The sequence below is a fragment of the Acinetobacter sp. WCHAc060006 genome (assembly GCF_004209135.1).
In the GTDB taxonomy this organism is placed as follows: Bacteria; Pseudomonadota; Gammaproteobacteria; order Pseudomonadales; family Moraxellaceae; genus Acinetobacter; species Acinetobacter cumulans.
Genome location: NZ_SGSS01000006.1, coordinates 127,898 through 149,003 on the forward strand (window position 1 = coordinate 127,898; position 21,106 = coordinate 149,003).

Here is a 21,106-nt window from a genome sequence, read left to right on the forward strand (position 1 = left end):
AAAAATGAAGTGATACCTAGGTTTATCGACGATGAATATTTTCTAAGGTATCGACTAATGTACGCGTGGTTTGATCAATTTCGTAGTTCACAGCATCGCCAGCTTTGACATTTTGCCATGTGGTGAGGCGTAGTGTTTCAGGAATCAAATCAATGGATATTTCTGAGGCATCACGGTCTACACGGTTGACGGTGAGGCTACAACCATTGAGGCCAATAAAGCCTTTTAAGAAAAAGTATTTGATATTGCCTTGTGGAATTTCAATATCAATATGCACGGTATCACCTGTACGACTCAGCTGCTTCACCGTAGCCATGCCTTCAATATGTCCATACAGATTATGGCCACCATTTTCAGCCCCCACTTTGGCAGAGCGTTCAATATTGACTTCATCGCCAGTTTTGAGACTTCCTAAAGTCGTTAAGCTAAGCGTTAAATTTGAAACATCAAAATGCACTTGATTGGCAGCTAAATCGATCTGCGTTGCAGTCAGGCATGTCCCATTCAGGGCAACACTGGCACCGATAAAAACATCATGGAAAAAATTGTGATCATTGGAAACGACCAATGTAATAAAGCCATCCCCTTGGCGGATGTCTAGAATTTTTTCTAAGCCTTGAACAATGCCTGTGTACATCTGCAGATTTCCTTTGAGCTGAATGTGTAGCGTTTTAAGTGTAAATGGATTTTGTGGCTTTGGTGTTGAAAATTGTGCGGAAATTTTACGGTTTTAAAATAGGCCAGCACAGTAGGGCGGTATACACTTCGAAAGCCAACTATTTGGGGAGTTGAAGATGAACAAGCTATTTCAGATGTTGTTTTTGAGTTGTACTGCGATGCTCATTTATGGCTGTGCCAGTTCTCAGCCTCAAGTGATGCAAGAAAGCCAAGCCTGTATGAACTACCGTGGCATGATGACTGCACCAATGGCACCAGATGCAATGCAAGGCTTAAAACAGGCCTGTGACGATTCAAAACACAGTGCAAATAAATAAAAGTGCGCAATAAAAAATCCTCCAAGCCGAGCCTTGGAGGAACAAATCACAATTGCCAAAATTATAGTCGTTATTAGGGTGTGTTGAGTTTGCTAAGCGACTGAGACCGCCTTTGCTGGAATTTGCTGCTGTGCTTCCAACTCGCGGACCAATGGCAATACTTTTTCACCGAAGTATTCGACTTCTTCAATAAAGTGTAAAAAGCCCGATAAGATTAAATCTACGCCTACACTTTTAAGTTCCACAATACGTTCGGCAATTTGTTGTGGAGTACCGATTAAATTGGTACGGAAACCATCGTTGTACTGAACTAAATCTTCAAAAGTTGATTTGGCCCAGTTGCCTTCGCCTTCTTGAGTGGCCGCACCTGCCTCACGGGTGGCATCACCAAAGGCATTCACTGCTTCAACATTGGCTTTATCAATGATTTCTTGCAAGACAGCTTTTGCTTCTTCTTCAGTATCGCGGGCAATAATAAAAGCGTTCACACCAATTTTGACTTGATGGTTGTTGGCTTTGGCTTTTTCACGGATATCATCAATTTGTTTTTTCAGCTCTTCAGGGGTGTTGCCATTGGTAAAGTACCAATCTGATACCCGTGAAGCCATATCGCGGGCTGCACGTGAACTACCACCTTGGAAAATTTCAATATGTGGTTTTTGTAGTGGTTTTGGGCTCAAGGTATAGTCTTTAAATTGATAGTACTTGCCATCAAAACTAAAGTTATTTTGTGTCCAAATGCCTTTTAAACTACGAATCAATTCTTCTGAGCGTGCATAGCGCTGATCGTGTTCAGGCCATTCTTCACCAATTGCATCAAACTCGCCACGGAACCAACCACTCACCACATTAATGGCAATACGGCCATTAGTGAGATGATCAATGGTTGCCAGCTGTTTCGCGGCCAGCGCGGGTTTCCATGGACCGGGTAAAATCGCGGCAATCACTTTGAGGCGCTCGGTTTTCGCCAATATGCCATGACTAAAACTCACAGACTCATGCTGATTTTCTGCATTGTAGCCAGCTGTAAAGCGGATTTGCGTTAAGGCATAATCGAAGCCACTTTTTTCAGCGGCTTGCGCTAAGCGCACGTTGTAGTCATAGCTCCAATCGGTGCGTTGTTCAATTTGGCTCACCACTAAGCCACCGCTTACATTGGGAACCCAGTATGCAAATGTGATGTTCTGATTATTCTTTGACATGGCATATACCCTCGAATGAGCTCAAGATTAAGCGACGTGTGTCTTTGGTTTTTTATGATGTAAGCGCGCTTCAGCAGCATCTAAACTTGGAACAGCAGCTGAAGGCAGAACTTCGGCTTGTTCAATTTGTTTGTTAATACCTAAGTTCTGATTGGCTTGTTGAGATTTTTCTTTAACGGCTTCAGCACGAAGACCTTTGGCAGGTGCCCACTCAAGTACAGGTAAAGCACGTGCTACGGCTAAGGTAATACGCTCGCGCAGTAATTCGCTATGAATGGTGTATTCAGGCGTGAAGTCGCGATCTGTTGCATACACACCAATTGGCAGTGTCTGTGCTTGGAAGAAGCTAAACAATGGACGTAACTGGTGTTCGAGTACCAAAGCATGACGCTCTGAACCGCCAGATGCTACCAGCAATACAGGTACATCGACCAATGCAGTTTGTTCTACAAAGTCAAAGAAGTGTTTGAATAATCCTGTAAATGAAGCGCGATAAACTGGTGTACCCACAATCAGCGCATCAGCAGCTTCTACCGCAGCCAAGTCATCTTGCACACGTTGGGGCAATTGATTACGGTAAATTGCGCCACCCAATAATTGGCCAATTTCACTAAATTTAATAAAGTGCACATTGATTGGTGTAGCATCTGCCAGTTCATCTAAAATCGCTTGAACCAAAGCTTCAGTTTTTGAAGGATTATTGAGACCACCTGATACAGCAACAATATTGAGTGGTTTTTGTAGATTTACATTTGACATTTTTTAACCTGAAAATGGGTTAGCTCGGAATAACAATCATTAAGGCCGATCAGGCTAATTTCTGTAAAATAAGGAAAAGACGAAAAGTTATCTGTTTTTGAGATATAAGTTTTTATGGTATTTATAGCCAGATAAATACCTATTAATTAGTTGAAATTTAAATTTATATTTTTAGCTACTAAGTATTTTCATGTGCTTGATAAAATTTATAAAAAAAAAGATTAGAAATGCAGATTTAGAGAAATTGAAGAAAAGTAGATAAATTCAGGTGAAAAAAAGCATATTCTTTTAAAAATAGTGAGTTCCTGCATATCCTAAATAGAGCTTGTGTGGTTAGAATAGGGCTATTGTGCACAAGATCTCTCACGCTGCTTATGAATATTTTAATCGTTGATGATCACCCATTGTTTCGTCATGCTTTAATTCAGGCTGTTCGTTATAGTCTACCGCAGGCTCAAATTCATGAGACTGCTGCAGTCAATGAATTTTATGAACGTTTAGAAAGTGGCGCAGAGCCAGATCTTGTTTTACTGGATTTAAATTTACCCGGTGCTTCAGGTTTTTCTGCTTTGGTGCATGTCCGTGCACAGTATCCAGCAATTCCAATTATCGTGGTCTCTGCACATGAAGAATCTTCGATTATTCATCGTGCGATTGCACATGGTGCAATGGGTTATATTCCAAAATCAGCGCATCCAAGCCATATTGGTGAAGCAATTCGTCAAGTTTTGGAAGGTGATATCTGGTTACCGCCAAACTTGCCAAGTAGTACTGCATTTGACCCGCGTGCGGCAGATGAAACCGCATTAGCAGAACGTATTCAATCCCTGACGCCTCAACAGTTCCGTGTACTGATGATGGTGGCAGAAGGTTTGCTCAACAAACAAATTGCCTATGAGCTCGATGTTTCAGAAGCGACCATTAAAGCGCATGTGACAGCGATTTTCCGTAAATTGGGGGTACAAAATCGTACTCAAGCGGTATTGGCTATTAATGCGTTAAATATTGAAGATAAAAAAATGTAAGGCTGTTTGATGGTGTGAAGCGTGCGCGTACTTTCGCACATGTAGCCAACAAGGCACTGATAAAAAAAGACCTCATCCGAGGTCTTTTTTTATCGCTTTAGTTTGCCATAGCGAGCTATAAATCAGGGCTCGCTTAAACCACATAATTTTGTTTTGGATTTAAGTCGGTACAAAACAGTGGATTTAAGGCACATTGCAGTTCTTCAATTTGTTCATCGGTCACATAGCCTTTACTTTTTAAGTAAGCCGCCACATGGTCATCGCGTAGGCTTAAGAAGGCTGCATCATATACCCCCAAGTCTACAAAGAGTGCGGCCGTTTCGAGGCTATTAAAACGATCAAGATAAACATCTTGGCCTTGCATGAGGAAAATATGGTCTTGTTTGGAATTAATATCGACATCTAAATAGCCCGCCAACTCAAAAGGCGAAGTCTTAATAAACAGTAAGTCAGATAATTCATCAAACTGTGTGGTATCTATTTGGTTAAGGCCAGTTTTAACTTTGCCCAGCCATGCTTTAAACACCAATACGGCACCACCACGCAGTAACATACTCCAAATTTGATGATGTACTGCTGTAGGTAAATGTTTTGATTCGGCCTGTAAGCGTGCTAACAGCGCTTGTTCTTGCTCGGCCAAACGATCAAACAAACCTAAACCTTGTGGTTTATAGGCAGCCGGTGTAAATACATCAAAATTAAGTTCTTCAAATACTTGTAGTGCTAGGGGAACAGCACTTTGATACAGCACTTCAAGTGCTTGTACTTGTTCTGGTGCTAAGCTGCTGTGATCAAAAACTTCAGTCCAGCTAATTTCGGGGAGTAGTGCATTGGCACCGTATTGGCGATGAAATTGCTGGGTTTGGGCTAAACCTTGTGTTAGATCTTTGGACATGTCCATAGCGAAATTCCTCTGAATGGGATGAGCCTGATATTAAGCAGAACAGTGAGCAAAAAATGAGGCCGTTGTTTACTTGTGTTTTGAGCTTTTTATTGTTTAAAAAAAATACGACTAAAGTATTAAAAATAACAAAATGTACAAAAAATAATTGCTTAAACAATCACTTAAAAAATTGTAAGTAAGTGTACAACTGTTCACTTAAAATGAAGTTATATTTCGCCATAGGCAAATTGATTTTGATATTTTTGGTCAATTAATCTGTTTGTGTTTGCGTATTTTTTGAGCTTTTATGCACATTTGTATAAAACTCCAGCCAATCGTCGAGATGATTACATCGTGATAATCAAAAAAGCCTATTTCAGAGGATTGAAATAGGCCTTGATGATGCGAAATTTTCAGCTTAATCAGCGCTGGAAATTTTTAAGCCAGACAGCCAAGAACGTAAAGATGCAGGTTTCAGCGGTTTTTTCAGCAATACAATATTGTGCTCTTTGAGGCGCTGCGGTAATTCTGGATCAGAGTCCGCCGTAATCAGCGCAGTCGGGACATTTTCTTGGCGGTTATTCAAGATAAAGTCGAGTCCGATCTTACCGTTATTTAAATGCTGATCGACCAACCAAACTTGAATATTTTCTTGTTCAATCATGGCCAAAGCTTGCTCGGGTTCTGTGGCTTTAAAGACTTGATAACCCCATTTGGTCAGTAAGGTCGACATCCCTTCCAAAATGGTTTCATCGTTGTCTAAGCATAAAATTTTATAGGCTTTGGTACGTAGTGGTACTGCTTGTACAGGGGCAGCCACCACTTTAGGTGCTTCAACCAAAGGCACTTCAATCATAAAGCATGAGCCTTTACCTAAATCTGAATACACATGCACAGGGTAGTCGAGTAAGCTGGTCATCCGTTGGACAATCGCCAAGCCCAGACCTAAGCCTTGCTCACCCCACGGTGAAGTATGTCCACAGCGCTCAAACTCTTGGAAGAGTTTGATGCGTTGTTCTTCTGCAATCCCAGGGCCAGTGTCCCACACCCCAATACGAATATGCTGTGGCTGAGTGCTCGAACGTAATACGCCGACCACCACGCGCCCACTCGCGGTATAGCGCAGTGCATTACTCACAAAGTTTTGAATAATCCGTCGAATCCATTGTGGGTCTGTGTCAATCCAGAATTGAACATCATGCACTTTAAACTGAATGCCACGTTGCGCTGCGATCGATTTAAACTGTAATTCTAAATCGCTGAGTAAGTCATGTAACGGGTAAGCTTGACGCTTCGGCTGAATCGTACCGCCTTCTAGGCGTGCAATATCAAGTAAAGCCGACAGCATGCTTTCTGCACCGTGTAGGGCGCGATCAAGCTGTTGTAGGGTACGACGGTCTTCATCATTTTGCACACTTTGCTCTAAGGCTGTACTAAATAAGCGAGCTGCATGCATCGGTTGTAATAAGTCATGGCTGGCCGCTGCAATAAAGCGACTTTTCGACATATTGGCTTTATCGGCCACTTCACGTGCCAATTGTTGTTCAGATAGTGCATCCGCCAATTGTTGAGTACGATCTTGTACACGTGCTTCAAGTACAGCTTCGTTTTCACGGAATGCGGTAATATCAGCAAAAGTCGTCACAAAGCCACCACCTTCAATTGGATTACCGCGCATCTGAATGACACGACCATCTTTACGAATCCGTTCGAATTCATGCGAACTGCCGACTTGCATCCAATGAATTCGCTTACGGACGTGTTCTTCAATCGAACCAGGACCACATTCACCGCGCTCGGCGTTATAACGAATCAGGTCTGAAATTGGGCAACCAACATAGACAATATCTTTTGGATAATCAAAAAGCTTGAGATATTGGTTATTCCATGCCACCAAACACATATTTTCATCGACCACGCTCACACCTTGGGTCATGTGGTCAATCATGGTCATGATGAGGTTTTGGTTAAAGCGCTGCCACTGTGAAGCTTGGTCTAAAATATTGGCCACCTGACCTAAAGCCAGACCGTTGTTGACCATCGCTGTGGTCAGTAAAGTACGCGCAGAGGCCGCGCCAATCGTACCCGCAAGATATTGCTCGGTAAAACGCCACCACATGCCATTGGCACTACTGTTTTCATTGAGGGTGACATTGTTTTGCGTACAGAATTGTTGGAAGGCACGTAGGGTAGGACCCTCACCAGTAATTCGTTTTGCGAGTGTCAATAGATCACCGACTTTTAAGCGTGCAACGTCGTGGTGTAAATAATTAATATCACTAGAAGCATTGTGCGACGGCAGTGGCTTGGTTTCGTAATAGAAAAAGCTTTCGGCCTGAATTTGCTCGGCAATGCTTGGACGGAAAATACGAGATACCCAAATATACAACAGGATGTTCAGACCTAAGGCCCAGACCACACCATGCGTAAGCGGATCAAAAGACTCAAAACCGAGTAAGGCTTCAGGACGTAACCAGTTAATGCCAAAGGGGCCATCTTGAATAATTTGTTGGCTTAACGCTTCAAAGGGTGCAGGCAAACTGCGTAAAACAGTTGGAAACAATAAGGTATAGGCCCACATGGCAAAGCCAGTGAGCAGACCTGCATACACGCCTTGTTTACTACCACCACGCCAATATAAGCCACCAATCAGTGCAGGTGCGAACTGCGCAACTGCACTAAAGGCCAAGAGACCAAATACAGACAGTTGATCAATATCATTGAAGAAATGGAAGAATAAAAAGCCCAACAGCATCACAGCTAAAATACATACGCGACGGGTAAATTTCAGTACCAGTGGCAAGCGTTTATCGTGACGAGCCAAAATGTTGGTGCGCCAAAGCGCAGGCATAATCAAGTCATTGCTGAGCATGATTGACAAAGCAACAGAGGACACCAACAGCATGCCTGTTGATGCAGAAAAGCCCCCTAAGAAGGCCAGTAGCGTTAACCAATCTTGGTTATAACTCAGTGGTAAAGACAGTACAGCAACATCTGGAATTGCTAAATATGCAGGAGCTGCATGTAAGGCCCAGCTTGCAATTGGAATAATGGCAATAGTGGTTAAAATGAGATACACGGCAAACCAACGGCGTGCCCCACGAATGTGTTTTTCATCACGGAGTTCGACCACGGCCACATGAAACTGACGTGGTAAACAAATAATGGCCAAGGCTGCCAATAAAGTTTGTACCCAAAAACTTTCAGGTACGCCAAACATTTGCACTTCTTTAAACGTAATGCTGATGTCTTGACTAATTTGATGCAAATTTTCTGGTGCTTCAAACATAAAGAAGGTTGCTACAGCCAATAGTGCAAAAAGCTTCACAAATGACTCAAAGGCCACAGCCAGCATGAGGCCACCATGTTGCTCGGTGTTGGCAATTTGTCGTGTGCCAAAGATCATGGCTAAAATTGCCAAAATTCCTGTGAGGAACAGTACTCCATTGGTGGTTGAGGCAATGCCACCTGTAGTCGGTTCTAAAATGACAGCTGCACTGAGAGCAATTGCACGAAGTTGCAATGCCAAATAAGGAATAATTGCAATGACGGCTAAAATGGTGACTAAGGACGCCAAGGGCCCACTTTTACCATAACGCGCTGCCGCAAAGTCGGCAATCGATGAAATGGCATGGTGTTGGCGTACACGTCCTAAACGGCGCCAAATGTCATAACCTACCGCAACAAACAGCAGTGGCCCTAAATAAATAGGCAAGAAAATAATGCCTTCACGCACCGCCGCCCCCGTCGCACCATAAAAAGTCCATGACGAGCAATACACGCCTAAGGTTAAGCTAAACAGCAACATACGCCCGCGTGTGCTGAGGCGACTAGCATGCTTTTCACCAAAAAAGGCGCAAATAAAAAGTAATGCGATATAAAGGGCGAGCACCCCAATAATGAGCCAACTGTTCATATTGTCTGCAGCAGATAAATCATGGCTTTATCATACCGCATCTGCCCAGCCCCCACCGAAAATGGTCAAAATTTAACGACCAAAGTCTAAATTACAGCAGCCCTAGAAGCTTGTTACTTTGTGCTGGTAATAATTCGAATTAAAAAAAGTTAACACCCAAGGTCGGGTGTCAGGAGTGTAATTATGGATGAAGTTCAGGTTGAACGCATTCTGCAAAATCCAAAATTTAAAGAGATGGTGCGCAGGAAAAGTAATCTTAGTTGGACACTAACGATCATCATGTTAGTGGTTTATGTCGGTTTCATGTTGCTGGTTGGCTACAACAAAGAATTTCTAATGACATCTGTGAGTGGTGGTGTCACCACGATTGGCATGCCATTAGGACTGAGCATTATTGTGTTGTCTTTTCTTTTGTGTGGCGTGTATTCGTACATTGCCAACAACAAACTAGACCAATTAAACGAAGAAGCAATGCGAGAAGTTGAGGCGATTGCGAAGGAAAAAGGACCGCACTAAGATGAAATGGAATTCATTGAAAGCGCAGGCGTTGGCTGTTCCAGCCCTGCTCATGTCGAGTGTTGCTATGGCTGGCCCAGATTTGGGTGAGGCACAGCAACAAGCAACCAACTGGCATGCAATCATCATGTTTGCAATTTTTGTTGGTTTAACGCTCTTCATTACCAAATGGGCAGCCAAGCAAACCACCAATACTGCAGATTTCTATACAGCAGGTGGCGGGATCTCAGGTTTCCAAAATGGTTTAGCGATTGCGGGTGACTATATGTCAGCTGCGTCATTCTTGGGTATTTCGGCAATGGTGTTCAGCTCAGGCTTTGATGGCTTGCTGTACTCATTGGGCTTTATGGTGGGCTGGCCAATTGTATTGTTCTTGGTGGCTGAACGTTTACGTAACTTGGGTAAATTCAACTTATCAGACGTTGTGTCATTTCGCTTAGCTGAAAAACCAGTACGTACCTTGGCAGCAGTGAGTTCACTTGTTGTTGTTGCATTTTATTTAATTGCGCAAATGGTTGGTGCAGGTCAGTTAATCAAACTACTTTTTGGTTTGAACTACAACATTGCGGTGGTGATCGTTGGTCTTCTGATGATGGCTTATGTCATCTTCGGTGGTATGTTGGCAACAACATGGGTTCAAATTATTAAAGCCGTGATGTTATTGTCTGGTGCTACGTTCATGGCATTTATGGTTATGAAAGGCGTGGGCTTTAGCTTCTCTGAAATGTTCACTCAGTCGATCCAAGTGTTTGCAAAAGTACATGAGGTTACGCTGGCTGAAGCGTCAAATATTATGGGCCCTGGTAAGTTAGCAGCCAATCCAATTGATGCGATTTCATTAGGCTTAGCACTCATGTTTGGTACAGCTGGTTTACCGCACATTCTTATGCGTTTCTTCACGGTAAAAGACGCGAAAGAAGCACGTAAATCTGTGGTTGTCGCAACAGGCTTTATTGGTTACTTCTACCTATTAACCTTCATCATTGGTTTTGGTGCGATTCTTTATGTATCAAACAACCCACAATTCATTGATGTTGCAAAAATGGCAGTTACTGGCAAGTTAGAACTTGTGGGTGGTAACAACATGGCAGCCGTACACCTTGCAGATGCAGTGGGTGGTGACTTGTTCATGGGCTTTATTTCAGCAGTTGCATTTGCCACAATTCTTGCAGTTGTTGCGGGCTTGACACTGTCAGGTGCGTCAGCAATTTCTCATGACTTGTATGCGAACGTATTAAAAAAAGGTCAAACAACACCTGAATCTGAACTACGCATGTCTAAAATTGCCACTTTAGGTCTAGCAATCTTTGCCATGATTTTGGGTATTTTGTTCGAAAAACAAAACGTTGCATTCATGGTGGGTTTAGCATTCTCTGTAGCTGCCTGTGCAAACTTCCCAGTGCTTGTACTTTCTATGTTCTGGAGAGGCTTAACAACGCGTGGCGCAGTGATTGGCGGCTTGGTGGGTCTAATTACAGCCGTTGTATTGATTATCCTGTCTAAAGCAGTTTGGGTAGATACTTTGGCTATTTCAGAAACTGCGGTGAATCCATTCAATGGTCCAGCAATTTTTGCAATGCCTTTGGCGTTTATCTGCTGCTGGTTGTTCTCTGTAACGGATAACTCAGCACAAGCGCAAGCAGAACGTAAAGCATTTGATGCTCAGTATGTACGTTCACAAACAGGTATGGGTATCTCTGGCGCATCGGATCACTGATTACGCTCAGAGCAACTTAAAAAGCACCGTCAGGTGCTTTTTTTGTGGGTATTGCACAGGTATAAACTTCTAAAAATAACTGTATTGCTCACCTATGACGAGAGTAAGTAGGATTGTTATGCTGAAGATGTTGACAGTATTGTGTCGCAAAATATGCTATGACTAGAAAAAATAAATACGCTAGCCACAATTAAAAACACCGCAGAAGGATTATTCAGATGAAGGCATTTATTGATTTTTGGAAAGGCTTTCGCTTGTTGCCTTCGGCTTGGTTGTTACTCACACAATTTGTGATTTTAATACTCACAGCTTTTGCCCGTGAAAGTTCATCATTTCGCGCTTTATTGTGGGTCATGGGCGTATTGGTGTTATTGATTATTGCCAAAGTCATTCGACAAACTCCAATGTTTACAATTTTAGGGCTGAGTTTTGTCGGATGTGCGGTGCTATTTTCAACCCTAATTATATTTGGGGTAAATGATCCAAATATTCAGATCATTGCTCATGCATTTGAAGCTTGTGCTTACTTGAGTGCGGCTTATGGTGTAGTACGTTATATGTTTTCGGACCGTTACTTAACCAAAGATGAATTATTTGCTGCGGGTACTGTTTTTACTTTAATTGCATGGGCTTTTGCTTTCTTATATAGCATTTGTCAGTTAATTTATCCCGATAGTTTTATGAACCCAACTAAGCCAGGCTTACAGTCTTGGCTTGATCTCTTATTCTTGAGTTTTAGCTTACAGTCAGCGACAGGTTTGTCTGATTTAATGCCGATGAGCGCGCCAGCACGTGTATTGGCGATGCTACAAATGTTTTGTGGAGTAATGTACTTGGCCTTGGTGGTGTCACGTCTCATTGCTTTACAGTACATTGCCTATTTGCCGGATCATAATCGAAAACAATCAGATGATCATAAACCATAAAAAAGGACGCATACAGCGTCCTTTTTTTGATTCAGATTCTAAAATGAATTAGAAACGGAATTTTGCATTTACGCCAACAGTTTGAGTATCTGTTTTCGCGTTGTTTGTAGCATTAACGTTTACATAGTCAACACCAACAGCAACAGCTGGAGTGATGAAGTAGTTTACGTTCGCGCCCCAAGCTTCTTTGTTGTCCACAGCGCCGTTAGCTTGTGCATAAGAAGCACCTACGCTTAGAGCTGGGTTGATGTATAAATCAGTTTTTAGACCATAAGCATTTTTTTCAGCAAACAAAGCGTTAGTTTCGAAACCGATCGCCATGTTAGTACCGTCGATCGCGCCAACGTATTTAGTACGTGCAGTGATCGCGTCTTGGTCTTGACCAATTGTTTTTTGTTCTTGAGCAGCTTGAGCTACGCCATTCGCAAGAATACCGAATGCATCGTAAGCAACTTGGTTAGGAGCGCTTGTATAACCTAAAGCAACTAAGAAGTTAGGCGCAACTACAGCACCAAGTTCTACAGAGAAACGGTCGCCGTGGTCGTCAGCTTTGTGATCTTTGTTGTCAATAATTGTGTTGCTGTAAGATGCGCTAGCATATACAGGAACATATTTAGTTGGAACGTAAGCTTCAGCTTTAGCACCAATTGTGTGAGTGTTTTGGTCAGCAATACCATTTACATCGTATTCGCCGTAGTTATACGCCAAAGATGCATTTGAAGCTTGGTTTAAGAATGCTGCTTCAGCCAATGGACCTTTAGAAGAGTCAACATTTTTGAAATAGTAAGTACCTTGTACAGCACCTGTGAAGTTTTTGCTATTTACAGTGTTGTCGATGTATTCTGATTGACCTTGTACTTCTACTTGGTACGCTTGTGCACCGGTCATGGCTAATAATAAAGCAGAGGCTAAACCGAGTTTTTTCATGAGAATTACCAGTTATGTTACTAATGGATTAAACATTGAGCATTGTATTGTAACAATTTATTAAGTCAATGATCTTAAAAGCAATTAAATTCATGAAAAGTATTTTGTTTATTTTTTGATCAAAAAGAAGTTTTTCTATAAAATAATGTCAACCAATTAAAAAAATGATTCATAACAATGCACTCAGTGCGCTCTACAGCACATTGATAGAAAAAAAATGCCCAGAAATAAGTCATTTATTAATTGTAAAAAGCGATTAAAATAAAAATAAATTAAGTAAATTCCAATTGTTTAAAAAATAAACCAAATGAAAATAGTGCGTATAAATGAGTAAATAATGTGACTTAGTGTTGTTTAAAATAGTCAAAAAAAAACGGAATGGTATAAAAAATAGACACTAGTTAGTAAATAATGTGATGTAATATGCATAAGTGTTACAATTTGGTGTTGTATTTCAATCCTTACTGAATTAATATACTTTACAAGTTCTACGATTATTATCATAATTGAAAGATCGAATACGACATTGTTTATTAAAATGTTGTGATTGGATTCTCCATAAATGATTTATTTTATATGCCCAGCTTTCCCCAAGGTTGGGCTTTTTTTTGTCTTATTTTTCAATTTTAGCTTACGACTCTGCTGTGCGAATAAATGATAAAAATGCCTGAAGAAGGCAAGGCATAAAATATTCCTTTTATATTTTATGCATCAATATGGTGCGTTTATTGTATGTTAAAAACCAGCTAAACTTTTTAAATGGCAAAAAAAATCCCAGTTTTGAAACAAAACTGGGATTTTTACGCCAAAATTTGCGGGAAAACTAAAAAATCTGCTGAGGAATTAATTAGATTGCCCTAATGCGGTGCATTATGCACTAATTTGTAGCGTGTGTAAATATTTTCTATGCAATGTACATAAAAAACTCTATCTGAATTAAAAAATCAGGAGTTTATTGCTCAATTGTGGCTTAATTTTTTGGAAACTATGTATTCGATTGCTATAATTGAGTAAAAATACAGCTGTATTTTTCGACACAGCCAGAGCGAAAGTAAATTTAAGGTATGGGTTATGCACGAATTGCGTTCTGAGCATTTAAGCAAACGTTTAAATTTAGCGATGCTCATTATCGTGGTTTCAGTGCTCATGTTGGCATTGCCACTCATTATCCAAAGTTATCAGCGCTATCAAAAAAATGCAGTCGCGCTTTCTGAAATGCAAAGTTTAAAAGCGGTGGCAGAACTCGCTAATTTGATTTCATCTGAGCGTGGCCCAGCCAACAGTGCAATGTCGAGTACAAAAGCAGAATTACAGACACACCGTTTGGCTTTAAATACACGACGTGCAGAAGTCGATCAGGCTATGCAACGGACATTAGTGACCTTGAAGCAGTCGCAGAATGAGATCGGAACACAAAAAATAGTGTCACAATTGGTGCCAGCATTGAAGCATGGTCGCGATGTTGTTGATGCTTATATTAATTTACCCATAGAGCAACGTTCATCGGTTCAATTGAACCATGCCATTCGTACCATGTTTAGTGTATGGGATGAAAGCTATGATATTTTGCAGTCACTGGTAGATCATTCCCACGGACAAGAAACAGCCAGCTCACATTACTATCCACTGATTTTATTGCTTGCCGATTTGCGTGATCAGGCAGGTCGATCAGCTTCAAATATTATTGCAGCTGTGACATTTAATGAAAGTATTCCTGAAGATGATTTGGCCAGTTCATTGCAGACACAACGCCAAAGTCGATATTTGTGGAAGTTGATTGATGTGATTCATCCCAATAACGCGCAGAGTGCTGAATTTACGCGTTTGCATCAGCAAGTCAAAACTCGGTTTTTAGACCAAGGTTTACCTTTGGTCGATGGCCTATTATTTAATAGCTTGCATCATGAGCCTTATACGCTAAGTAGTATTGAACTAACACAGAAAATTGTGGGCCACTTTCGTTCTGTGGTGGAATTACAAAACTACATTTTAGACAGCAGTGTATTACAGGCAGAAGCTGAGTTAAATGCAGCGCGAACTAAATTGTTATACACCTTAGTGTCGGTCTTTTTATGTTTGGCTGCGGTCATTGTTACCATGATTTATGCCAAAAAATGGGTCTTTGCGCCTTTGATACATGCTCGACAGCAACTTTTTGATTTGGCACAAGATCAAGCAGAGCGTGGTAGCGCTTCGGCATCACATTCCGTCAGTTTATTTGATGCCATTTTTCATTTAAAACAGAAATTACAAGAACGTGATGCTTTGGAGTTTCAACTTAAGCACCACGCGTATACAGACTCGTTAACGGGTGTATCAAACCGTTTTGCTTTAATGAAATATGTGGCTTTGATTGAACAAAGTCATCAGAACTTTTCAAATCATTGCATGATTTTGTTTGATGTTGATAAGTTTAAAGCGGTGAATGATCAACATGGTCATGTTGTGGGGGATCGGGTGATTGAAGCAGTCGCTTTGACGATGAAAGATCATATCCGTGCAACAGATATGTTGGTGCGTTACGGTGGTGATGAGTTTTTAATTTTATTGGAACATGTGGATTTGGCTCAGGCTTTGCAGATTGCTGAAAAAGTTCGTTTGGCTGTTTTGGACATTATGCTTCAAGTTGGAAATTCAGCTCAGCCACTGACGGTGTCGGTGAGTGCAGGTGTGGCTACAGGTGAGCAGACATGGGTAGATTTATTAGAAAAAGCGGATGAGGCTTTGTTTCGTGCCAAGGTGAAAGGTCGAAATGTTGTTTCGGATTAAATGTTGTGTTGCTCGGTTTTACTTTTGATTGAGTGTGTTGGTGTTGCGCTAATTAAATTTTAGTGAAGATTCGTTTCAAGTATTAGTTCTAAGCATTCTCGATTTGCATTGGGGATTGAGTTTCCAATGCGTAGGATATTCCTACTTTTGAAATCACAACAAAAGTAGGCAAAATGCTTTTTGTTTAGCTGAGGGTGTATTTGTACTGTCCCAGTTATATTTTTAGTGAAGGTTGTTTTCAATTTAAAAGCTGAATGAATGTCCTTAACTTGCATTGGTGTTGAACTTCCATTGCGTAGGATATTCCTACTTTTGCAAGCACAAAAGTAGGCAAAATGCTTTTGTTTGACTGAGGGCACATCCGTGCTGCCCCAGTCAAACGGGCGACATCCTTGTCGCTGTCATGTGCTTAAAAGAATTATGAAAATAAAATATCCCCTAAAGACAGTTGTAGTATATACCATTGGCCATTTTTTTCTCCTCGTAATACAGGTGATCCAGTAGTTGAGTCTGCATAATTTAACGTGATCTTAACTTCTATATTTTTAAGCTCTTCATTTTTTATGTATTGGATATTGGTTAAGATGCTTGTTGATGAAGGTGTACAGTCTTCTAAAGCAATAATTTTAAAATTTAATAATTCACTTTTTTGATAATCACTTTTAATTTCTTGAGTAGCTTTCCCTAAATGTTTACCAATATTATGTATTAGTAGTGGGGGAAGCTTGCCCCAATGTTTATTTTTCCAATGATTTAAAAACTCTAACAAAGTAGATTCAGGAGAATCATCTACAACCGTTTCTAGTGTTTGAACTATCCAATAATCTTTCGGTTGTACAGGTCGCGATTTCCACAAACCAAGACGTTTTGAAAGTTCTCGTGTTTCTTGATATTGTTTTAAGATCGTTTGAAAGGATTCAGGTGTTTTTGGTTGCTTGTTTAAGGCCTTTTCATCTGCCCATTCTATAAGGGATGCCAATGCCCACCAACATTTTGATGCGACTTCTTTATTTGCAAAATTTAGATCACGCCCATGAAGTATTCCATTTCTATAGGGAATCTTTATTTTTTCGGTTGTAGTATTTTTTCTAGCACTATTCATAAGTATCTTTAAAAAAGGTAAACCTGTTTCATGAGCAGTTATACTATCAAATAGTTCTAAGTCAGATTTTTCTGCAAAGAATCCAATATGTTCTGAAATGTCATTCGCTAGACCATCTATGAGTGCAAGTAGAAGAGGAATACAGGCATGATATCGCTCTTCTAAATAATCAATTTTTAACAATTCGAGTAATTCGACTCTTAATTTGAAGTGCTTTCGACTTCGACATTTTCGCAACACTAGATCAATAAAACTTTCATCAATAGAGTTTATTAATAGTAATTTAGCTTCTTCAATTTTATTATCCAATCCAAGTTTGACTGATTCTTCCAAGATGGATTGGTTTAAAGCTCCGCAACAGATCCAACCCTCTTTTGAAAATAATTCATTAAACTGATCTGGAAGAGTGAGGATAGAACTTTGATTCTGAATCTCTATAAATTGCTCTTTAAAAGATTTAATTTTAGGGCTTAGTTTATAAATAAAAGGAATTTTATCCAACGTAGAAAAGCTAAATTTCCCTAATTCTAATAAGTTGATTAAAGGTTGTATCGATTCGTTATCTTTAATTTTTTTAGACATATAAATAAAAACGGCAATATATTAATTACCGTTTTATCATGTGCTTAACTAAAACAAAAGTTTATTTAAGCATCGGTTTTAAGAAACGCGCTGTATGCGAAATTTTATTCTTCGCGACTTCTTCAGGCGTGCCTTCAGCCACAATCATACCGCCGCCTGAACCGCCCTCAGGGCCTAAGTCCACAATCCAGTCCGCGGTTTTAATCACATCCAAATTATGCTCAATCACCACAATGGTATTACCTTTATTGCGCAGTTCATGAAGAATGTCTAAGAGCTTGGCAATGTCATGGAAATGCAAACCAGTCGTTGGCTCATCTAGCACGTATAGGGTTTTACCCGTATCACGTTTTGCCAATTCACGCGCCAGTTTTACACGTTGTGCTTCACCGCCTGACAGCGTGGTTGCAGACTGACCCAAACGGATGTAGCCCAAGCCAACCTGATGCAAGGTTTCTAAACGACGGTGAATGACTGGAATTGCATCGAAGAAATGCATTGCATCTTCAACCGTCATATCCAGCACGTCTGAAATGTTTTTACCTTTATAGCCGACTTCCAAAGTTTCACGGTTATAGCGTTTGCCGTGGCAGGCATCGCAAGGCACATACATATCAGGCAAGAAATGCATGGCAACTTTAATCATGCCGTCGCCTTCACAGGCTTCACAGCGACCACCTTTTACGTTAAACGAGAAACGACCTGCCGCATAACCACGTGCTTTGGCTTCTTGGGTTTGTGCGAACAATTCACGAATCGGCGTAAACAAACCTGTATAAGTTGCAGGGTTCGAACGTGGGGTACGGCCAATTGGGCTTTGGTCAATATCCACGACTTTATCTAGGAATTGTAAACCATCAATCGAATCGAATTTTTCAGCAGTTAAAGTCGTTGCACCATTCAACTGTGTTGCCGCCAGCGGTAAAAGGGTACGGTTAATCAGTGTTGATTTACCTGAACCCGATACACCAGTTACACAAGTCATAATGCCTAAAGGAATAGTCAGATCGACATTTTTTAGATTATGACCCGCAGCGCCCATCAGCTTGATTTGCTCTTCAGGTTTTGGTGGTTGTATCCGTGTTTTAGGCACTTCAATTTTGAGTTTGCCTGAAAGGTAATTGCCTGTCAGGGAGTTTTCATTTTTTAGGATTTCATCGTATGTGCCTTCGGCAATCACATGACCGCCATGAATCCCTGCGCCTGGGCCAATATCAATAATATGATCGGCTGCACGAATCGCATCTTCATCATGTTCAACCACTAAAACCGTGTTGCCTAAGTCACGCAGGCGCACCAAAGTTTCTAGCAAACGGTCGTTATCGCGTTGATGTAAACCAATAGAAGGTTCATCCAGCACGTACATCACACCCATCAGGCCCGCACCAATTTGCGAAGCCAAACGAATACGCTGTGCCTCACCGCCAGAAAGGGTTTCTGCCGAGCGAGATAGGCTTAAATAATTCAAACCCACAGAAACGAGGAAGTGCAAACGCTCACGGATTTCTTTAAAAATCTTATCGGCAATTTCACCTTTTGCACCTTCCAAATTTAGGTCTTGATAATAGTTTTCAGCATCGCCAATCGACATTTTAGTGATTTCAGCAATGGTTTTGTCTTTCACGCGTACATGGCGGGAAATTTCATTTAGACGTGAACCACCACAAGCATCACAAGCGGCATTAGACAGATATTGTGCTAAATCTTCACGGACATAGTTACTTTCAGTTTCGCGGTAACGACGTTCCAGATGTGGCAAAATCCCTTCAAACGCTTGAACACGACTGTGCTTACGGCCACGTTCATCGATATAGCTCAGATCAACTTTTTCTTTGCCTGTGCCATACAAAAATTTCTTTTTGGTTTCCGCATCCAGTTCATTCCAAGGCGTATCCAGTGAGAAGCCAAAATGGGCAGCCACTTTTTCAATCATGCTGTAATAGTAAGGACGTTGACGATCCCAACCACGGATTGCCCCTTGGCTGATACTCACTTCATTATTGGGAATCAGTTTGTCAGCACTAAAATGACTACGAGTCCCTAAACCGTCACAAGTCGGGCATGCGCCAAATGGGTTGTTAAATGAAAACAGGCGTGGCTCTAACTCGGCAACAGCACGGTCACATTCAGGGCAAGAGTGTTTGGCTGAAAATACACGATCGTCTTGTTCGCCTTTCATCCAAGACAAAATGGCAATATCACCGCCTAGACGCAGCGCGGTTTCAAAACTTTCGGCAATACGGTTGCCTAAGTCATCACGGACTTTAAAGCGGTCAACCACCACTTCAATGGTGTGTTTTTTCTTTTTATCCAGTTCAGGAATTGGGTCGAGGTCAACAATTTCGCCATCGACACGGGCACGGACAAAACCTTGGCTTTGTAGTTGTTCAAATAAATTCGAATATTCACCTTTACGCTCACGCACCACAGGAGCAAGTAGCATTAACGCTGTGCCTTCTTCTAAGCCTTTAACGGCATCGACCATTTCTGAGACGGTTTGCGCCACCATGGGTAGGTCATGTTCAGGACAGTAGGGCGTGCCGACACGGGCATACAGTAAACGCAAATAGTCGTAAATTTCTGTAATTGTGCCCACTGTTGAGCGTGGGTTGTGGCTGGTCGATTTCTGTTCAATGGCAATCGCAGGGCTTAAGCCTTCAATTGAGTCGACTTCAGGTTTTTCCATTTGCGAAAGGAATTGACGCGCATAAGCCGAAAGAGATTCCACATAACGGCGTTGACCTTCGGCATACAGGGTGTCAAAGGCAAGGGAAGATTTACCAGAACCCGAAAGCCCCGTAATCACCACGAATTTGTCGCGGGGAATATCAAGGTTCACATTTTTTAAATTATGGGTGCGTGCGCCTCGAATTCGGATATGGCTTTGGCTCATGAAATGATCCTAAAAAATTATTTTCAATACAGCTCTATATGATAGCGCATGAAAAATGTTCAAGTGTTATTCAGATGATTTTAAGGGTCAATTTATGTCGTCTTGCATGCAATTTTTCATATTTGGCCCAACTGTTGTATTATAAAACGGCATAGGTGCTATGTAATGCTTCTATTGAATAAAAATAACGTGAATCAAGGAGTGTAAAGATGATACTCGGCCAATTGTGTATCGCATTAGTAGCAATCTTACATATTGGGTTTTTAGTGCTCGAAATGTTCTTATGGGATAAACCCTTGGGCATGAAAGTTTTCGGCAATACGCCACAAAAAGCACAACTGACCAAAGTACTTGCGCAAAATCAGGGTCTGTATAATGGTTTCTTGGCTGCAAGCTTGATTTGGTCAATTTGTGCAACAGACGCTTTTGCCATTTCATTGGCCAATTTCTTTTTGGGCTGTGTCATTGTGGCAGGCGTTTATGGGGCAATAACTGTCAGTAAAAAGATTTTATATGTTCAAGCCTTACCTGCGCTCATTGCATTGTTGGTGGTGAATGTTATGGCTTAAAGTTTCTGCGCACTGAAACCTAAAAAGGATGCTCATGTCCGATTTAGGCTTCAAATGATTTTAACAATCAGCGCGTAGATTAACAGGCACGTGAGTACGGGCGTTCAAAGATCGATTCGATTTCTTCAAAGGCTTGAGTTCTCGGAAGTTCGTGATGTGTACGTGCATAAAAATTAATTTCGTTTTCTAAGGTATTTAAAAATTGATTGTAGTCGGTTGCAAAATGATGTAAGTCGAGTAAATCCATCCGTTGTGACAAATGACATTGATATTGCTGAATAAACTGCAACATCAGTTTTTGAATCTGAACATTAGTAAAATAAAT

16 protein-coding genes are annotated in these 21,106 nt (G+C 41.1%); 7 read left to right on the top strand and 9 right to left on the bottom strand.

Annotated features, from left to right (window positions below):
* Positions 1-22: 22 nt before the first annotated feature.
* Entirely contained in the window at positions 23-637 is a 615-nt protein-coding gene (locus EXE29_RS05615; protein WP_120364072.1) for a riboflavin synthase subunit alpha, read from the bottom strand.
* A gap of 157 nt (positions 638-794) precedes the next feature.
* Here EXE29_RS05615 and EXE29_RS05620 point away from each other — a divergent pair, with 157 nt between their 5' ends.
* Positions 795-995: a hypothetical protein gene (locus EXE29_RS05620; RefSeq protein ID WP_120364071.1), complete on the top strand. Its 201-nt coding sequence runs from the start codon at positions 795-797 to the stop codon at positions 993-995.
* A gap of 92 nt (positions 996-1,087) precedes the next feature.
* Here the strand turns inward: EXE29_RS05620 and sfnG are convergent, their stop codons facing one another.
* On the bottom strand, positions 1,088-2,197 hold the full coding sequence (gene sfnG / locus EXE29_RS05625) for a dimethylsulfone monooxygenase SfnG (protein ID WP_120364070.1): 1,110 nt from the start codon (positions 2,195-2,197) through the stop codon (positions 1,088-1,090).
* 27 nt (positions 2,198-2,224) lie between these two features.
* Positions 2,225-2,956, bottom strand: coding sequence for an FMN reductase (gene msuE, locus EXE29_RS05630; protein ID WP_120364069.1), 732 nt, complete (start codon positions 2,954-2,956; stop codon positions 2,225-2,227).
* A gap of 374 nt (positions 2,957-3,330) precedes the next feature.
* Between msuE and EXE29_RS05635 the strand changes: the two genes are divergently transcribed.
* Positions 3,331-3,981 (top strand): response regulator, encoded by a 651-nt coding sequence (locus EXE29_RS05635; RefSeq protein WP_106984223.1) that lies wholly within the window; start codon positions 3,331-3,333, stop codon positions 3,979-3,981.
* Between the two features lie 133 nt (positions 3,982-4,114).
* Here the strand turns inward: EXE29_RS05635 and EXE29_RS05640 are convergent, their stop codons facing one another.
* Positions 4,115-4,882, bottom strand: a complete 768-nt coding sequence (locus EXE29_RS05640; protein ID WP_106984224.1) for a hypothetical protein — start codon at positions 4,880-4,882, stop codon at positions 4,115-4,117.
* A gap of 400 nt (positions 4,883-5,282) precedes the next feature.
* Entirely contained in the window at positions 5,283-8,780 is a 3,498-nt protein-coding gene (locus tag EXE29_RS05645; protein ID WP_120364068.1) for a PAS domain-containing hybrid sensor histidine kinase/response regulator, read from the bottom strand.
* 183 nt (positions 8,781-8,963) lie between these two features.
* Between EXE29_RS05645 and EXE29_RS05650 the strand changes: the two genes are divergently transcribed.
* The 3 genes from EXE29_RS05650 to EXE29_RS05660 all read left to right on the top strand — a co-directional run bounded on the left by EXE29_RS05650 (position 8,964) and on the right by EXE29_RS05660 (position 11,939).
* On the top strand, positions 8,964-9,296 hold the full coding sequence (locus EXE29_RS05650) for a DUF485 domain-containing protein (protein WP_120364067.1): 333 nt from the start codon (positions 8,964-8,966) through the stop codon (positions 9,294-9,296).
* A gap of 1 nt (position 9,297) precedes the next feature.
* On the top strand, positions 9,298-11,013 hold the full coding sequence (locus EXE29_RS05655; protein WP_120364066.1) for a cation acetate symporter: 1,716 nt from the start codon (positions 9,298-9,300) through the stop codon (positions 11,011-11,013).
* Between the two features lie 218 nt (positions 11,014-11,231).
* Positions 11,232-11,939 (top strand): ion channel, encoded by a 708-nt coding sequence (locus EXE29_RS05660; protein WP_120364065.1) that lies wholly within the window; start codon positions 11,232-11,234, stop codon positions 11,937-11,939.
* Positions 11,940-11,987: 48 nt separating this feature from the next.
* On the opposite strand, the gene omp33-36 is transcribed toward EXE29_RS05660, so the two are convergent.
* The gene (gene omp33-36, locus EXE29_RS05665; protein ID WP_120364064.1) at positions 11,988-12,866 is read right to left on the bottom strand and encodes a porin Omp33-36; all 879 of its coding nucleotides are present in this window, start codon (positions 12,864-12,866) and stop codon (positions 11,988-11,990) included.
* A gap of 1,071 nt (positions 12,867-13,937) precedes the next feature.
* On the opposite strand from omp33-36, the gene EXE29_RS05670 reads away from it, so the two are divergent.
* Positions 13,938-15,635: a GGDEF domain-containing protein gene (locus EXE29_RS05670; RefSeq protein WP_228198712.1), complete on the top strand. Its 1,698-nt coding sequence runs from the start codon at positions 13,938-13,940 to the stop codon at positions 15,633-15,635.
* Between the two features lie 418 nt (positions 15,636-16,053).
* On the opposite strand, the gene EXE29_RS05675 is transcribed toward EXE29_RS05670, so the two are convergent.
* On the bottom strand, positions 16,054-17,319 hold the full coding sequence (locus tag EXE29_RS05675; protein ID WP_120364063.1) for a hypothetical protein: 1,266 nt from the start codon (positions 17,317-17,319) through the stop codon (positions 16,054-16,056).
* Between the two features lie 61 nt (positions 17,320-17,380).
* The gene (gene uvrA, locus EXE29_RS05680; RefSeq protein ID WP_120364062.1) at positions 17,381-20,212 is read right to left on the bottom strand and encodes an excinuclease ABC subunit UvrA; all 2,832 of its coding nucleotides are present in this window, start codon (positions 20,210-20,212) and stop codon (positions 17,381-17,383) included.
* A gap of 209 nt (positions 20,213-20,421) precedes the next feature.
* On the opposite strand from uvrA, the gene EXE29_RS05685 reads away from it, so the two are divergent.
* The gene (locus tag EXE29_RS05685) at positions 20,422-20,781 is read left to right on the top strand and encodes a DUF1304 domain-containing protein (RefSeq protein WP_410159311.1); all 360 of its coding nucleotides are present in this window, start codon (positions 20,422-20,424) and stop codon (positions 20,779-20,781) included.
* A 79-nt stretch (positions 20,782-20,860) separates the two neighbouring features.
* Here the strand turns inward: EXE29_RS05685 and EXE29_RS17460 are convergent.
* A partial coding sequence (locus EXE29_RS17460) for a hypothetical protein (protein ID WP_120364061.1) occupies positions 20,861-21,106 on the bottom strand: 246 nt, incomplete at its 5' end.

Excerpts from the sequence above, each read along its gene's own strand:
- EXE29_RS05660 (WP_120364065.1), top strand. The coding sequence starts at position 11,232 with ATGAAGGCATTTATTGATTTTTGGAAAGGCTTTCGCTTGTTGCCTTCG.
- sfnG (WP_120364070.1), bottom strand. The coding sequence starts at position 2,197 with ATGTCAAAGAATAATCAGAACATCACATTTGCATACTGGGTTCCCAAT.
- uvrA (WP_120364062.1), bottom strand. The coding sequence starts at position 20,212 with ATGAGCCAAAGCCATATCCGAATTCGAGGCGCACGCACCCATAATTTA.
- EXE29_RS05615 (WP_120364072.1), bottom strand. The coding sequence starts at position 637 with ATGTACACAGGCATTGTTCAAGGCTTAGAAAAAATTCTAGACATCCGC.
- EXE29_RS05655 (WP_120364066.1), top strand. The coding sequence starts at position 9,298 with ATGAAATGGAATTCATTGAAAGCGCAGGCGTTGGCTGTTCCAGCCCTG.
- EXE29_RS05645 (WP_120364068.1), bottom strand. The coding sequence starts at position 8,780 with ATGAACAGTTGGCTCATTATTGGGGTGCTCGCCCTTTATATCGCATTA.
- EXE29_RS05685 (WP_410159311.1), top strand. The coding sequence starts at position 20,422 with ATGATACTCGGCCAATTGTGTATCGCATTAGTAGCAATCTTACATATT.
- EXE29_RS05650 (WP_120364067.1), top strand. The coding sequence starts at position 8,964 with ATGGATGAAGTTCAGGTTGAACGCATTCTGCAAAATCCAAAATTTAAA.
- EXE29_RS05640 (WP_106984224.1), bottom strand. The coding sequence starts at position 4,882 with ATGGACATGTCCAAAGATCTAACACAAGGTTTAGCCCAAACCCAGCAA.
- omp33-36 (WP_120364064.1), bottom strand. The coding sequence starts at position 12,866 with ATGAAAAAACTCGGTTTAGCCTCTGCTTTATTATTAGCCATGACCGGT.
- EXE29_RS05670 (WP_228198712.1), top strand. The coding sequence starts at position 13,938 with ATGCACGAATTGCGTTCTGAGCATTTAAGCAAACGTTTAAATTTAGCG.
- EXE29_RS05620 (WP_120364071.1), top strand. The coding sequence starts at position 795 with ATGAACAAGCTATTTCAGATGTTGTTTTTGAGTTGTACTGCGATGCTC.
- EXE29_RS05635 (WP_106984223.1), top strand. The coding sequence starts at position 3,331 with ATGAATATTTTAATCGTTGATGATCACCCATTGTTTCGTCATGCTTTA.
- msuE (WP_120364069.1), bottom strand. The coding sequence starts at position 2,956 with ATGTCAAATGTAAATCTACAAAAACCACTCAATATTGTTGCTGTATCA.
- EXE29_RS05675 (WP_120364063.1), bottom strand. The coding sequence starts at position 17,319 with ATGTCTAAAAAAATTAAAGATAACGAATCGATACAACCTTTAATCAAC.